The organism is Shewanella chilikensis, assembly GCF_037953065.1.
Taxonomy (GTDB): Bacteria; Pseudomonadota; Gammaproteobacteria; order Enterobacterales; family Shewanellaceae; genus Shewanella; species Shewanella chilikensis.
The window spans coordinates 1,286,966-1,301,925 of the sequence record NZ_CP149966.1 but is presented as its reverse complement, the minus strand read 5'-3'; the positions used below and the strand labels follow the sequence as shown (position 1 = coordinate 1,301,925).

17 protein-coding genes are annotated in these 14,960 nt (G+C 52.1%); 1 reads left to right on the top strand and 16 read right to left on the bottom strand.

Annotation, left to right across the window (positions count from 1 at the left end):
* Nucleotides 1-103: 103 nt before the first annotated feature.
* From recO to rpoE, 9 genes are all read right to left on the bottom strand, one after another.
* The gene (gene recO, locus WKR14_RS06020; protein WP_165564720.1) at nucleotides 104-826 is read right to left on the bottom strand and encodes a DNA repair protein RecO; all 723 of its coding nucleotides are present in this window, start codon (nucleotides 824-826) and stop codon (nucleotides 104-106) included.
* 8 nt (nucleotides 827-834) lie between these two features.
* Nucleotides 835-1,824 carry a GTPase Era gene (gene era / locus WKR14_RS06015; protein WP_101053497.1) on the bottom strand — a complete coding sequence of 330 codons (990 nt, stop codon included), beginning with the start codon at nucleotides 1,822-1,824 and terminating at the stop codon, nucleotides 835-837.
* Nucleotides 1,821-2,504, bottom strand: a complete 684-nt coding sequence (gene rnc, locus WKR14_RS06010) for a ribonuclease III (RefSeq protein ID WP_101053495.1) — start codon at nucleotides 2,502-2,504, stop codon at nucleotides 1,821-1,823. Before rnc ends, era begins: the two co-directional genes overlap by 4 nt.
* On the bottom strand, nucleotides 2,501-3,415 hold the full coding sequence (gene lepB, locus WKR14_RS06005; RefSeq protein ID WP_025887849.1) for a signal peptidase I: 915 nt from the start codon (nucleotides 3,413-3,415) through the stop codon (nucleotides 2,501-2,503). Before lepB ends, rnc begins: the two co-directional genes overlap by 4 nt.
* Before the next feature lie 169 nt (nucleotides 3,416-3,584).
* Complete coding sequence (gene lepA / locus WKR14_RS06000; RefSeq protein ID WP_234556846.1) at nucleotides 3,585-5,375, bottom strand: translation elongation factor 4; 1,791 nt, start codon at nucleotides 5,373-5,375, stop codon at nucleotides 3,585-3,587.
* Between the two features lie 117 nt (nucleotides 5,376-5,492).
* Nucleotides 5,493-5,972: a SoxR reducing system RseC family protein gene (locus WKR14_RS05995; RefSeq protein WP_226564303.1), complete on the bottom strand. Its 480-nt coding sequence runs from the start codon at nucleotides 5,970-5,972 to the stop codon at nucleotides 5,493-5,495.
* A gap of 10 nt (nucleotides 5,973-5,982) precedes the next feature.
* The gene (locus tag WKR14_RS05990) at nucleotides 5,983-6,915 is read right to left on the bottom strand and encodes a MucB/RseB C-terminal domain-containing protein (protein WP_339087513.1); all 933 of its coding nucleotides are present in this window, start codon (nucleotides 6,913-6,915) and stop codon (nucleotides 5,983-5,985) included.
* A 9-nt stretch (nucleotides 6,916-6,924) separates the two neighbouring features.
* A complete protein-coding gene (locus WKR14_RS05985) occupies nucleotides 6,925-7,545 on the bottom strand; it encodes a sigma-E factor negative regulatory protein (protein WP_101053487.1) in 621 nt (206 codons plus the stop codon).
* Nucleotides 7,546-7,569: 24 nt separating this feature from the next.
* Entirely contained in the window at nucleotides 7,570-8,148 is a 579-nt protein-coding gene (gene rpoE / locus WKR14_RS05980; RefSeq protein WP_025010551.1) for an RNA polymerase sigma factor RpoE, read from the bottom strand.
* Nucleotides 8,149-8,347: 199 nt separating this feature from the next.
* Here rpoE and nadB point away from each other — a divergent pair, with 199 nt between their 5' ends.
* Complete coding sequence (nadB, locus tag WKR14_RS05975; protein ID WP_101053485.1) at nucleotides 8,348-9,958, top strand: L-aspartate oxidase; 1,611 nt, start codon at nucleotides 8,348-8,350, stop codon at nucleotides 9,956-9,958.
* Between the two features lie 16 nt (nucleotides 9,959-9,974).
* On the opposite strand, the gene WKR14_RS05970 is transcribed toward nadB, so the two are convergent.
* The 7 genes from WKR14_RS05970 to lgt all read right to left on the bottom strand — a co-directional run bounded on the left by WKR14_RS05970 (nucleotide 9,975) and on the right by lgt (nucleotide 14,935).
* Nucleotides 9,975-10,397 carry a protein YgfX gene (locus WKR14_RS05970; protein WP_115389948.1) on the bottom strand — a complete coding sequence of 141 codons (423 nt, stop codon included), beginning with the start codon at nucleotides 10,395-10,397 and terminating at the stop codon, nucleotides 9,975-9,977.
* Nucleotides 10,378-10,617, bottom strand: coding sequence for a succinate dehydrogenase assembly factor 2 (locus WKR14_RS05965; protein ID WP_028779782.1), 240 nt, complete (start codon nucleotides 10,615-10,617; stop codon nucleotides 10,378-10,380). Before WKR14_RS05965 ends, WKR14_RS05970 begins: the two co-directional genes overlap by 20 nt.
* Nucleotides 10,618-10,715: 98 nt before the next feature.
* Nucleotides 10,716-11,624: a transcriptional activator NhaR gene (gene nhaR, locus WKR14_RS05960; protein WP_101053481.1), complete on the bottom strand. Its 909-nt coding sequence runs from the start codon at nucleotides 11,622-11,624 to the stop codon at nucleotides 10,716-10,718.
* Between the two features lie 16 nt (nucleotides 11,625-11,640).
* Nucleotides 11,641-12,009: a hypothetical protein gene (locus tag WKR14_RS05955; RefSeq protein ID WP_224867432.1), complete on the bottom strand. Its 369-nt coding sequence runs from the start codon at nucleotides 12,007-12,009 to the stop codon at nucleotides 11,641-11,643.
* 11 nt (nucleotides 12,010-12,020) lie between these two features.
* Nucleotides 12,021-13,196 carry a Na+/H+ antiporter NhaA gene (gene nhaA, locus WKR14_RS05950; protein WP_101053479.1) on the bottom strand — a complete coding sequence of 392 codons (1,176 nt, stop codon included), beginning with the start codon at nucleotides 13,194-13,196 and terminating at the stop codon, nucleotides 12,021-12,023.
* Nucleotides 13,197-13,313: 117 nt separating this feature from the next.
* The gene (gene thyA, locus WKR14_RS05945; RefSeq protein WP_224867356.1) at nucleotides 13,314-14,108 is read right to left on the bottom strand and encodes a thymidylate synthase; all 795 of its coding nucleotides are present in this window, start codon (nucleotides 14,106-14,108) and stop codon (nucleotides 13,314-13,316) included.
* Nucleotides 14,108-14,935 carry a prolipoprotein diacylglyceryl transferase gene (gene lgt / locus WKR14_RS05940; RefSeq protein ID WP_286997224.1) on the bottom strand — a complete coding sequence of 276 codons (828 nt, stop codon included), beginning with the start codon at nucleotides 14,933-14,935 and terminating at the stop codon, nucleotides 14,108-14,110. Before lgt ends, thyA begins: the two co-directional genes overlap by 1 nt.
* Between the last annotated feature and the right edge of the window lie 25 nt (nucleotides 14,936-14,960).

Sequence of the window (14,960 nt, the reverse complement as noted above, 5' to 3'; positions counted from 1 at the left end):
ATAATTCCTGTAATGCACCAGCCTGTTCGGCGGTATAAAAGCAGTTTCTATTCTCTGCCCATTGTAACGGCAGCATTTGAAAAAAGCGGGCTGAAGAGCTCATTTATCCCCTCGGCTGGGCGGCTGTGGCTCCCTTGGCGAATTTCCCCCCCCGGCGGGCAAACAACTGCCTGCTGAGCAGTGGCTTATCGCCGAGCAGAGGCCGGAGCAATTGCCGGGTCAAGACTTTGGCGGCTTGCCAATCCTCTTGCTGAAGGCGATTTTCAGCCAATGCCAACAGAGTGCTTCCCGGTAGCGCCTCTTGCCGCCTTGCATCACCAATAAAGGGGGTGAACCCCTGTTCGGGAATGAATCTGTAGCAGCCATCGGCTTGGATATCGGCGCCATCAGCATCCTTCACCAATGAGGGCATGCAGCCAAGCTCGGATAAGAGTTTGAGCTCGAAATAGCGCAGTGTTGTCTGCTCAAAGCCCTTGGCCAGCGCCAGCAGGCTCTGATGATAACTGAAAAACAGCGCTTCGCCACTCTGGTGGTTGCCCAGTACCCGCACCAAGAGTTCATTGAGGTACATGGCCGCATATAAAGCGTCCCCGGTCAGGGGCACTGCCGGGGACGCACTTTCAATTTGAGTCAGGGTTCTGAGGTCGCTGCGGCCACTCAGTTGGAACAGCAACGGCTGAAACGGCTGCACTATGCTCTTTATCGAGCGTTTGCCACTGCCGACTCTGGCAACGGCGTCGACCCGACCAAGGCCATCCACCAGCAGGTTCAACAACATGCTGGATTCCCGATAGGGCCGGGCGTGCAGCACATAGCCTCGCAGCATAGTCGGCCTCAGTCTTCGCCGTAACCCAGGCTGCGAAGGGCACGTTCATCATCGGCCCAACCCGACTTCACCTTGACCCAGACTTCCAGGAACACTTTGTTATCAAATAACTGCTCCATGTCCTTGCGGGCCTCAGTGGCGATAGTGCGGATCCGCTCGCCCTTCTTGCCGATCACCATGCGTTTCTGGCCGTCGCGTTCAACCAGAATAAGCGCATTGATCTGATAGACGCCATTCTCCATCATCTTGAACTGCTCGATTTCCACCGTGGCATCATAAGGCAGTTCATCACCGAGAAAACGCATCAGTTTTTCACGGACGATTTCAGAAGCCATAAAGCGTTGTGAACGGTCGGTAATATAATCTTCCGGGAAATAGTGCACGCTCTCGGGCAGTGACTCTTTCGCCAGCGACATCAAGCGGCCAACGTTGGTACCCGACTTGGCAGAGATAGGCACAATTTCATCGAAGGCATACTTCTGTCCGAGGGCTTCCAGGTGCGGAAACAGCGTCTCTTTATCCTTGATATAGTCGACCTTGTTCACCGCCAGCACTGTCTTGCGCTCATTGCCGCCATGACGCAGCTTATTGAGCACCATTTCGTCATCGGCGGTCCAGTTGAGACCATCGACCACAAAGATCACCATGCAGACATCGGCCAGCGAACTGGCGGCGGCGCGGTTCATCAAACGGTTGATGGCGCGCTTTTCCTCTATGTGCAATCCGGGGGTGTCGATAAAGACTATCTGTGATGGGCCTTCGGTGTGGATCCCCATGATCCTGTGGCGGGTGGTTTGTGGCTTACGGGAGGTGATACTCACCTTTTGGCCGAGCAAACGGTTGAGCAAGGTGGACTTGCCGACATTGGGGCGACCGACTATGGCCACCATACCGCAGTAGGTAACATCATAGGCGGGTGTCGGTGACGGTTGGCTCATATTGGCCAACAACTCATCCAGGCTCGGCTCCTGGGCCGGTACCTCTGGGGTCTTACTCATTTTTTCAGTAGCTCCAATATCCCAGCAGCGGCTTGCTGCTCGGCTTTTCTGCGTGAACTGCCGGTGCCGGATACGGCTTGATCCAGCTCTTCGATACGGCATTCGACGGTAAAGGTCTGATCGTGCGCCTCGCCGGAAACCGCCACCACTGTATACTCAGGCAGAGGTTTCTTATAGCCCTGCAGGTATTCCTGCAGCTGGGTCTTGGCATCTTTTTGACTGACCCCGGGCTGAATCGCCTTCAGTCGCTGCTGGTACCAGCCCAAGAGCAATGGTCGACAGGTTTCCAGATCTGAGTCCAGGTAGATGGCACCTATGATGGCCTCCACCGCATCGGCGAGAATGGATTCGCGGCGAAAACCACCGCTCTTGAGCTCGCCCGGGCCCAGGGTCAGATAATCACCCAGCTTAAACTCTTTGGCAATTATCGCCAGGGTATCACCCCGCACCAAGGTGGCACGCATCCGGCTGAGATCGCCTTCGGTCGCCCTGGGGAACTGATGATACAAGGCATCGGAAATCACTATCGACAGGATAGAGTCTCCGAGAAACTCCAACCGCTCGTTATGCTTATTAGCCGCACTTCTGTGAGTCATGGCCTGCTCCAGCAGTGCCATGTTATTGAATTCATACCCCAGAGTACGACACAGACGGGCAAAATTCTTCACAGGTTCTCTCACTTCAAACCACCTACACGTTCAAAACGCACACCGCTTGGCACCCAAGTAGGTAACCAATCCTGAGGCTGGCGCTCAAACTCAAAACTTATCCAAATTGCCACAGCCTTACCTACCAGATTCGCTTCGGGTACAAAGCCCCAGAAACGGCTGTCGGTACTGTTGTCGCGGTTATCGCCCATGGCAAAGTAGTGACCTTCAGGTACGACAAACTCGCCTTGAGCAAAGCCTGGCTCACGGTAATAGAAAGCCGATGGCTCAGGACGGGCCGGGTTGATCAGAATATCGTGAGTCACCTCACCCAGTTGCTCGCGAAAACGCAGCAGATCCACGCCATCATCCTGAAACTCGCCTTTATTGACCGGTGCTCTCAATACCAGTTTAGGTCCTGGACAAGGTTGTTGCTCTTTACAGGCTTCCTGAATATAGAGCTCCTTGTTGCGATAGATGATCTTATCACCTGGCAAACCGATAACCCGCTTGATGTAATCTACTCGCTCATCTTTCGGGTATTTAAATACTATGATGTCGCCGCGCTCCGGCTCGCCGGTTTCCACCAGCTTGCTACGCCATACAGGATCTTTCAGGCCATAGCTGAATTTTTCCACCAGAATGAAGTCACCCACCAGCAGGGTTGGCATCATGGAGCCGGAAGGGATCTGAAACGGTTCATACAAAAAAGATCTCAGGATTAGCACAAAGGCTATCACAGGGAAAATGGACTTGGAGGTTTCCACATAACCTGGCTCCTGGATGATTTTTTCAGTGACTTCATCGGTCAAGGTGCCATTTTGCGCTTGGGCCAAAGCCAGTTTAGCCTGACGCTTGGGGGCCAACACAAAGGCATCGAGCGCCCAGATAAGGCCACTGACCAAGGTCACCAGCACCAGAATAATGGAAAAATAGGCTGCCATTGGTTAATTAACTCCTGCCTTGTATTAAATTGGAATAAGTCTTGTCAGCTTTAGTTAGTTTACCCATATTTGCCGTTCCAGGGACAGGTCTCCCCTTAAACTAACTAAAGCGCCGCAAAATGCGGCGCAAATGAGATGTAGCTATCCTGGACGCCACGGCGCCACAGGATCATTCGTTCAATTTCAATACCGCCAGGAAGGCTTCCTGCGGTACTTCCACGTTACCGAGTTGCTTCATCCGTTTCTTACCTTCTTTCTGCTTCTGCAGCAGTTTTTTCTTCCGGGAAACGTCACCACCGTAACACTTGGCGGTTACGTCTTTACGCAGTGCTTTCACGGTCGAACGGGCCACAATCTGACTGCCCACTGCGGCTTGGATTGCAATATCAAACATCTGCCGCGGGATCAGTTCTTTCATCTTTTCCACCAGAGCGATACCACGGTGGCGTATGTTGCCCCTGTGGATGATCATCGCCAGTGCATCGACCCTGTCGCCGTTGATCAACACATCCAAACGCACCATGTCGGCCGCCTGGAAGTAGACAAAGTTGTACTCGAGCGAAGCATAACCACGACTGGTTGACTTAAGCCTGTCGAAGAAGTCCATCACGACTTCGGCCGCCGGTATATGATAGGTCAGTGCCACCTGGTTGCCGTGGTAAACCATATTCTTCTGCACGCCGCGTTTTTCAACACACAGAGTGATCACGTTGCCCAGGTAATCCTTGGGCACCAGAATATTGGCTTCGACGATAGGCTCGCGCATCTCTTCGATATAGTTGAGTGCCGGCAACTCGGATGGGTTATCCACATAGACAACATCGCCATTGGTCAGTTCAACTTCATACTCTACAGTGGGCGCCGTGGTGATCAGATCCAGGTTATATTCCCGCTCCAATCGCTCCTGGATGATCTCCATATGCAGAAGTCCCAGATATCCGATACGGAAACCAAATCCCAGAGCAGTGGAGTTTTCCGGTTCAAATTGCAGTGAAGCATCGTTCAAGCTCAGCTTATTCAGCGCATCACGGAAGTTTTCATAATCATCGGTAGAGATGGGGAACACGCCTGCGTATACCTGAGGCTTCACTTTCTTGAAGCCAGGCAGAGGCTTGTCTGCGCCGTGTTTGGCGTGGGTCAGGGTATCCCCCACTGGGGCCCCGTGGATCTCCTTGATACCGGCAATAACAAAGCCTACTTCACCGGTTCTCAGTTCAGTTTTTTCTTTCTGCTTGGGAGTGAAGATCCCCACCTTGTCGGCGTTGTAAGTCTGGCCTGTGCTCATGACCTTGAACTTATCGCCCTTCTTGAGTACACCGTTCTTGATTCGAACCAGAGACACAACCCCTTGGTAACTATCGAACCAAGAGTCGACGATCAGTGCCTGCAGCGGCCCTTCCGGATCACCTTCCGGTGGCGGAATTTGTGCCACTATAGTTTCCAGCACTTCATCTATGCCAATACCTGTCTTGGCAGAGCAGCGCACAGCATCTTTAGCTTCAATACCGACTATATCTTCAATCTCGGCCGCAACCCGCTCGGGCTCGGCCTGTGGCAGGTCAATCTTGTTGAGTACAGGGACAACATCCAGATCCATTTCCAGCGCGGTATAACAGTTCGCCAGTGTCTGGGCCTCAACCCCTTGACCGGCATCAACCACCAGCAAGGCTCCTTCACAAGCCGCCAGCGAGCGGGAAACTTCATAGGAGAAGTCAACATGCCCTGGGGTATCGATGAAGTTCAGCTGATAGATTTCACCGTCTTTGCCCTTATAGTCGAGTGTAACGCTCTGGGCCTTGATGGTGATACCGCGTTCGCGCTCCAGATCCATTGAATCCAGCACCTGAGCAGCCATTTCACGGTCGGTTAAGCCGCCACAAACCTGGATCAGGCGATCTGAGAGGGTAGATTTGCCATGGTCGATATGGGCAATAATCGAAAAGTTTCTAATATGTTTCATTATGCTGCAATGACTAAATTCTAATGGGAGACTGTGCTCAAAGGTGCGAAATTGTACCCGATTGCTGGGCCAATACCAATTAGATTCACACTTTAAGCCTTTGCGGGAATGACGGGATTAATGGCACTTGCTTTCTGAAGCGGCCTCCATGGCTTGGCCCAGATTGGCGAGTATGACGGGTTGGGCCCGGTTTTCAATCCTGCGCGCCTGAGACTTACCCAGTTGCCAAGCCAGCAAAGCAAAGATGATCGCCATGAATATAGCCCCTCCATCTGTACTGAACCCAGCAAGCGAAGCAATGAAGCGCCCCAGCAACCCGCCTAAAAAAAGCCCGGCCAAAGGCAGCATATAAACCAGCAATGCCGCCTTGAGCACTACGCTTTCCGGCAAGCCTAAACGCAGTAAAGTGCCTTCTGGATAAGTTTCAGTACTGGGCAGGGAAAACTCCTGCAGCCGACTGCCAAACGCCTTGGCAACCGCAGAAGTGCCGCAGGATTCGCTACTGGAGCAGTGATTACAGGCACTCTTCAACTCCACCTGCACCTTGACCCAACCATCGCTGTCTGTGCCAACGACCTTAGCCACCTGCTCCATCATAATTCAGCCCTCACTCCAGCCTTAGACCCGAAGCGATACGGATAAGCGTTTGTGTCGGCACCTTACCAACGGCAACCACTTCCAGATTACCGACTCGGTCGGCCGCCATGGAAAGGCCATTGCGGGTCATCAGCTCTTCCGGCATAGGCGCGTCACCGGCGCGGGCAACGTAGACAGAGATATTGCTGAAGCCATCGGTCAGGGCTATGTATTCCACCGGCTCATGACTGCCAATCAGGCGATGATGATCACGAACCACCACTTGAAAACCGGGCGGCAGCCAATCAAACTGCCAATTCTGGCCATCTTCACGCTCTGAGGAGTTCATCACCGCCGGCCATTCCTGCTTGTAGGCCTCCACCAGCAGAGGCGCCGTTTCCTGCAGTTCTATCAATTCGATGACCAACAACTGCTCCAGCAACTGCTTGTCCTGATTCAGCATGTCATAGCGCAGCGGCAGGAAGGTTTCCATATCCATCCACACCTGAAAACCATAGCGGTATTCATCATTGGGCAAAATGCGGATCATCTGTCCTGGACGGCCGGCGATACGGCTACGCCCCCCCAACACCAATTGATATCCGGCCTCAAGATTGCCGCTGTCACCGAAGAAGGCCGCTGGCATCACTCCTTGAATACGCTTGGCATTAATACTATAGGCGGGCTGATCGTGTTCGATAAAGGTCACTATATTACCGACACGAACGGCATTTTTTGGCGGCCCATTAAGGTGTTCGAGGAAGGCCACTTCCTCACCGTTGACTTTACCGTGCAGGTATACCAAAGGCCGAATATTATCGGCCTGAAGTTGGATGAGAGAAATCTTGTATTCTTTTTCGCGCAAAGCCTGGCTCATTTTTTCAAGCCAGGCTTTGGCGGACATATCATCCTGCGCGAAGGCAGGCACTGCGAAGGCCAGGAGGGCCAAGAGGAAAAGGCGCAAGAGATTTCCTTAACGATTCATAGGAACAGGAACGACCTCACTATTGTTATCCATAACCACACCGGCATTCAATCTCTGTTGCAACATATGATCCTGAATATAGCTGTTAATCCTGCGACGTTGCTCAATCAACTGCTCATTGGTATATCCCTGTGGCTGCTGAACCGGTCCGGTTTGCAGGCTAACAGGTGAAGCACTGCCCACCAATGGACGGGTAATAAGCACTGGGGATGCAGGATCCTGGCTTTCAGGTGCCTGGTTGTAGTTCTGAACACCAACAATGGCAACCATGGCAACAGTGGCCGCAATCGCATACTGGCCAAACTGTTTGAACATGGGGATCACTCTACCGCCGGAAGCAAGCTGACGTTGGGGCTCAACAACCTCTGATACCTGAGTCGAGGTAACAGGCGCGACTATCGTCGGTTCCTTGTCGATAGCGGCAGCAATACTGGCAGAAAGATCCAAGGGGATAGCGGAAGGCAACTCGCCACGCATAGCATCACCAATTAGGTGGTAGTTACGCCACTTGTCGTGAGAAGCAGTGTCACCAGCCAGTTCTGCCAGCGTCTGAGCGTCGGTTTCGCCGTCCACTGCCGCAGAAACCCACTCCTGACCTAATTTATCCATTACTCACCTGTCTCTATTAAAGGGTCATCTTTCCAGCAAAGGCTGGAGCTTCTTATCGATGGCTTCCCGAGCACGAAAGATACGGGATCTCACAGTACCTACAGGGCAATCCATCACATTGGCAATATCTTCGTAGCTCATACCATCAAGCTCACGCAAAGAGATAGCCATCTTTAACTCTTCCGGCAAAGATTCGAGAGTGTCGAAGACAGTCTTCTTTATCTCGTCTGAAAGCATCAACCGCTCAGGAGAGGCGAATTCTTTCAGGGCATCACTACCATCGTAAAATTCGGCTTCATCGGCATCAACATCGTTCGCAGGTGTTCTGCGCCCCTGTGACACCAGATGATTCTTGGCCGTATTTACTGCTATTCGGTACAACCAGGTATAAAAGGCACTCTCACCGCGGAAATTAGGTAACGCCCGATAAGCCTTGATAAAAGCCTCTTGCGCCACATCTGCTACATCGGCCTGATTCCGTACATAACGGGATATCAGATTGATGACCTTACTCTGATACTTTTGTACCAGCAGGTTAAAAGCGTTTTTATCGCCACGTTGTACGCGCTCAACCAGTTGTTGATCACTTGTTTGTCCACTCATCCGAGCCGACTTCTCCCAAATCTTATAATGCTGATTTCTCAGTCGCTCGAATCATATTCACTTATGTAGACTAGCGTGCTTCGAAAAAGTTCTGATGTTTTGCAAAAAATGTACTGCGAATATCCTGAGCTGAGTTGTATCCATCCCTTGCGAGTTGGTTTACCATAACCGAACCCCCAGTCACATCTCATGATACCCGATGAAACAAGTAGTTGAACACCAATCTGACGTCCTGGTCATAGGCAGTGGTGCAGCGGGCTTGACTCTCGCCCTTCACCTGGCTGAAAAAACCAAAGTCATTTTACTCTCCAAAGGTCCTCTCAACGAAGGCTCAACCTATTATGCCCAAGGGGGCATAGCCTCGGTTTTCGACGAGGAGGATACCATAGAATCCCACGTGGCCGACACCTTGGTCGCCGGCGCCGGACTCTGTGATGAAGCCGTGGTAACCTACACGGCCGAGAATGCCCGCGCCGCCATGCAATGGCTGATTGAATGCGGTGTGGCCTTCGATAAGGAAGAAAATCCCGATGGCAGCATCAATGACAGCGCCTACCATCTGACCCGTGAAGGTGGCCACAGCCACAGACGTATTCTGCACGCAGCCGATGCCACCGGCAAAGAGGTACAGACCACACTGCAGGAGATGGCCCAGGCCCACCCCAATATTCTGGTGCTTGAGCGTTACAACGCCATAGATTTGATCACCACCCGTAAACTGGGCCGTCCGGGCAACCGGGTATTGGGCGCCTATGTCTGGAACCGTAACCTTGAGCAGGTGGAAACCATCAAGGCTAAGTTTGTCGCCCTGGCGACCGGCGGCAGTTCCAAGGTTTACCAGTACACCTCCAACCCGGATATCGCCAGTGGTGATGGTATTGCCATGGCCTGGCGTGCCGGTTGCCGGGTAGCCAACATGGAATTCAATCAGTTCCATCCGACCTGTCTATACCATTCAGATGCCCGTAATTTCCTGCTGACCGAAGCCCTGCGCGGTGAAGGCGCCTATCTGCGCCGTCCAGATGGCAGTCGCTTTATGCCTGACTTCGATGAACGCGCCGAACTGGCGCCCAGAGACATTGTAGCCAGGGCCATAGACTATGAAATGAAACGCCTCGGCGCCGATTGCGTCTATCTGGACATCAGCCACAAGGATCCGGAATTTGTCATCAAGCATTTCCCCACCATTTACCAGCGCTGCCTGGACTTAGGGATAGATATCACCAAGGAACCTATCCCTGTGGTGCCTGCAGCACACTATACCTGCGGCGGGGTAATGACAGATTTTCATGGCCAGACAGATCTCAATGGTCTCTATGCCATAGGTGAAGTGGCTTATACCGGACTGCACGGTGCCAATCGCCTGGCGAGTAACTCTTTACTGGAGTGCCTGGTATTCGCCCGCGCTGCTTCGACCGATATTCAAAGCCAATTGGGTAAAATTGCCATGCCCGGTAATATCCCGGCCTGGGATGAAAGCCAAGTATGTAACTCGGATGAGGAAGTAGTAATTGCCCACAACTGGCATGAGCTGAGACTTTTTATGTGGGACTATGTGGGGATTGTGCGCTCAGACAAGCGTTTGGAGCGGGCCCTGCGCCGCTGCGCCATGCTGCAACAGGAGATCCAGGAATATTACAGCAACTTCCACGTCACAAACAATCTACTGGAATTGCGCAACCTGGTGCAGGTGGCCGAGTTGATCATCCGCTGCGCTATGTCCCGCAAGGAAAGCCGCGGCTTGCACTGTAATATCGATCATCCGCAGAAACTGGAGAATCCGCAGCCGACCATTTTGCAGCCTGAATAACTTAGCTGGAATAAGGTCAGTTAGCGGACTTTGACCGCTGCAACAATAGACGACACAGATGACGATAGTCTGTGTCGTCAAACATATCGGCAAACAGCCAGCAACGCCCGTAGTTATCCTCCCCCTGATAGGTAAAAGTCACCACAAAGGGGCTGACCCAAGGTTTGCCACTAAGTTCGAAACTCGAACCGGGTTCGAACTGTCCTTCACCCAATTCATTAAGCCAGAAACAGAGTTGCCAGCGGCGCAAACGCCACAGAGCCAGGCCAAAAGCTACCAGTACCAGCAGCAAACATAAGTATTTGAACGATAAATAGAAAGGATAATCCAGCGCCGGCCAGGCAAGAAAACTGCTCAGGCAAATAGCAGCCAGCACCGTCAGACTCAGATACTGGCTGAAGGAAGAACTGAGTTGAAACCTATGGCGCTGCCCGGCCACGAACGCGCACCACCATCTGTGCCAGTTGCGGATCCGGACATTGCTCATGCCCCATAAACCAGGCAAACAGTTCCGGGTCTTCACACTCAAGCAGACGAACAAACAAGGCCTTGTCCTCAGGGCTCAGAGTCTCATAATGCTGCTCCACAAAAGGTTGAAACAATACATCAAGCTCCAGCATGCCACGGCGACATGCCCACTTTACCCTGGGGGTACTCATCAAGTCAGACACCTATAATGCTCCAATCAAGAATTTTGCCGCAAGTTTACATTCTGGCGTCTGCGCTGTCGAATACCCACCTTAATCATCCACCCGTATCAGAACTGCTGCACCTGAAGATCTCGACCGGCAAATAACTCACCAAAATCCGTTTCCAGCAAGCGCTGCACCGCCGGATGCTGGATCATCCGCTCTGCGAACATCACATGATATTCCTCTTTGATCTCCATGGTTTCACCGAGCAAACGTATATTATGTTCGAGAATATCCTGCTGGTAGATGGAGGGAGCAACAAATATCCCCTTACGGAAATAGCCAAAAGCCTTCATCATAGCCGCATCGTCAAACTCGCCGAGAATCGTGACATTAAGGCGTTTCTCATCAAACCAGCGATAGAGCTGCTGCCCCAAGGAAGTGCGTCGACTGGGGATCAGCAAGGGCCCCTCTTCCAAACATTCAGGAAAACCACTTTTAAACTCCTGCGCCGAGAAGAAGGCGATACCGCACTCCCCCAGCTTCTTGGAAAGAATTTCCGGATATTTGAGAGACTCACCGGCGCAGTCCGACAGTATCATATCCAGTTTATGCTCCCTGAGCCGGGTCATCAGACTCTCGTGAGTCGATTCATAACAGGCCAAGTGCATGGAGCTAGTTGCCGGGATAACCGACATCAGCACCCGACTGGCCAACGCCTTGGAGAGAGCATCGGCAATACCCACCTCAAACAGGATGGATTCATCCTTGCGATAGTTGAGCACATCGAGCATCTCATAAGAGAGGCTGAACATTTTATCGGCGTAGCGAAACACCAACTCGCCCAATTCAGTAGGGGCCAGATTGCGCCCTACCCGCTTGAACAGACTCCCCTTAAGCCTTTCTTCCAGAGTGCGTATCTGGCCGGTAATGGTTTGTGGGGTTAAACAGAGTGTCTCGGCAGCCTTGGTCACTGAGCCTTGCTTATGCACCATCCAAAAGTAATACAGGTGGTTGTAGTTCAAATGAGACATAGGCTGCCCCGACTCCTTACTTCAAACGCTGACAGTCCAGCAAATTATTTACGGCAAGCTGCAGTGTCTCTATATCCTTGACCTCGCCGCTTTCAAAGGCTTCGCTGATCCCCATAACCAGTTGATCCCTATCCGGGATCCTCTCCAGGCAATACTTGCGATTTGCTTCCTGAAAACGCTTACCTCCCCGATATTTAAGCGCGCGGGCTTCATAGCCGTTGCTGTCCAGGCGGGCACCTACCGCCTGTGGCTTATACATAAGCGCACCATCAACAACGCCCTCAAGGTAACTCTGACACAGGACAGCTTCCTTGTCTGCAATACAGGCTTCTATCTGTGACGCCTGAACCAAAGGGGCCATGCCCACGAGAATGAGTCCTGCCATTATGCTTGTTTTCATTCCTTTTCTCCTTTTTCAGGTAACACTTTTGACAGCCAGAAATAGCCCACGACTGCCGCCAACATAGATCCGATCAGGATCCCCAACCTGGCCAAATCGCTATAGACAACGCCACCATGCTCAAACGCCAGCGAGGCAATAAACATCGACATGGTAAAACCTATACCGCACATCACAGCCACAGGTATGATATGGCGCCAGGCAATGCCCTCGGGCAACTCTGCCAGACGCAACTTAACCGCAATAAAACTGAACAGCACCACACCAATCGGCTTACCGAGCAACAAACCCAAAGCAATACCCAGAGGTACAGGCGATACCAGGCTCTCGAGCGACATCCCGCCCAAAGCTACCCCGGCGTTGGCAAAAGCAAAGACCGGCAGGATCAGGAAGGTACTCCAGGGGTGCAGCGTATGCTCCAAATGCTCGGACGGTGAACCACCTTGCTTGTCGCGCAGCGGAATACAAAAGGCGATGATCACCCCGGCCAAAGTGGCATGAACCCCAGACTTGAGTACGGCAACCCAAAGAATGGCCCCAAGCACGCCATAAGCGCCAAGCGCAGTCACGCCGCGACGGTTCAAAATAATCAAACCTATAACCGCAGCAGCGGCAATCACCAGGCTTATCATCGACAGATCGCTGCTGTAGAACAGCGCAATAATAACAATGACACCCAGGTCATCTATGATTGCCAGCGCCAATAAAAACACCTTGAGCGCCACAGGAACCCGGTTGCCTAAAAGTGCCATTATCCCCAGCGCAAAGGCGATATCGGTCGCGGCAGGAATCGCCCACCCCCCCTGAGTCACTGGGTCATTGGCATTGAACAGCAGATAGACTGCGGCCGGAACAAGCATGCCGCCTATAGCAGCAAAGGTGGGTAGAGATGCCTTGGAAACACTGGACAGCGCTCCCTCAAGCAATTCGCGCTTAACTTCCAGACCAATCAACAGAAAGAACAGCGCCATCAGACCATCGTTGATCCACAGCAGTAAGGGCTTGTTGATATCCAGCGCCCCGAGCCGCAACTGCATCGGGGTATCCAAAAAACCTTGATAAACGCCGGCAAGAGGTGAATTAGCCAAGACCATAGCCAAGGCTACAGCAATCAATAACAGGATACCGCCGGCAGATTCCTGACTCAGGAAATTCCGAAGTGCCTTTTCCATACTAAACTCCCAAAAACATAATTGATTTGAGTGTAGTAGATGGATTTAGGTAAGAATAATCGAAAGTTTCTGCGAAACACCTCGAAATATACGAGGTATTCCGCTAAAAAACTGTTTTTAAATGGCAACTGGTGCTTTGATATGAGGGTGAGGATCGTAACCTGACAACTCGAAATCTTCGAATCGGTAATCGAAAATAGACTCAGGCTTGCGAATAATTTTCATTTGTGGCAGAGACTTGGGTTCACGGCTGAGTTGCAGCGCCGTTTGCTCCATATGATTGGAGTAAAGGTGGGTATCACCGCCAGTCCAGACGAAATCGCCCAACTCGAGGTCACACTGCTGCGCTACCATCATGGTCAACAGCGCATAGCTGGCAATATTGAACGGCAGCCCCAGGAACACATCACAGCTGCGCTGATACAGCTGACAGGATAACTTGCCATCAGCCACATAAAACTGGAAAAAGGCATGGCAAGGCGCCAGCGCCATCTTGTCGAGTTCGGAGACGTTCCAGGCCGAGACAATTAAACGTCTGGAGTCAGGTTGTGACTTGATCTGCTCTATCACCTGGGCGATCTGATCGATATGACCGCCATCGGGCGTTGGCCAGCTACGCCACTGAGCGCCGTAAACCGGCCCCAGATTTCCGGACTCATCGGCCCACTCATCCCAAATAGTCACTTTATTTTCATGCAGATAGGCAACATTGGTGTCCCCTTTCAGGAACCAGAGCAACTCATGAATGATGGAGCGCAAATGGCACTTCTTGGTGGTCACCAAGGGGAACCCCTTACTGAGGTCAAAACGCATCTGATAACCAAATACAGAGCGGGTTCCCGTGCCGGTACGGTCACTTTTTTCAGTACCGGCATCTAAAATATGTTGCATTAAATCAAGATATTGCTGCATTACTGCTTGTCCTTCACCACGCCGGCCTGCGGCGCTTTACGCATTAACAGATAGAGTCCAAAGAGGATCATGGGCACTGACAGTATCTGCCCCATGGTCAAAAAGCCCAAATAAAGCCCGAGTTGAGCATCCGGCTGCCTGACCGTTTCCACTATGCAGCGGAAGATACCATAGCCGAGCAAAAACATCCCGGACACGGCTCCGGTCTTGGGACTGCGTCTGCTGAACCATTGCAGTAAAATAAACAGCGCAACGCCTTCGAGGGCAAATTGATACAGTTGTGAAGGATGACGAGGCTCAGGGCCACCGGAAGGAAACACCATGGCCCAAGGTACATCTGTCACCCGGCCCCAAAGCTCACCATTGATAAAGTTACCCAAACGCCCGGCGCCCAAGCCGATAGGTACCACAGGGGCCACCATATCCGCCACCGCAAAGAAGCTGCGCTTCTGTTTCCAGGCGATGTAGAGCATGGCCAGAATAACCCCCATCAAACCACCATGGAAAGACATGCCGCCTTCGCTGATCTTGAATAGGTACAAGGGGTCGGCAATAAAGTAATCCAGATGGTAAAAGAGCACATAACCTATGCGGCCCCCCAGGATCACCCCGAGAAAGGCATAGAACAGCAGATCAGAGACCTGCTCGCGGCTCCATAACCCCTTGGATCTGTCAGCCATACGGTTGAGCAGTATCATAGCGGCCAAAAAGCCCAGCAGGTACATGAAACCATACCAACGCAAAGCCGGTTCAAAAGTCTGGCCGAACAGCTCAAAGGGGCCAAAAGAGACGATCACAGGATCAATATTGGGAAATTCTAAAGCCATAACAGAAAGACGATTCCTAAATTAA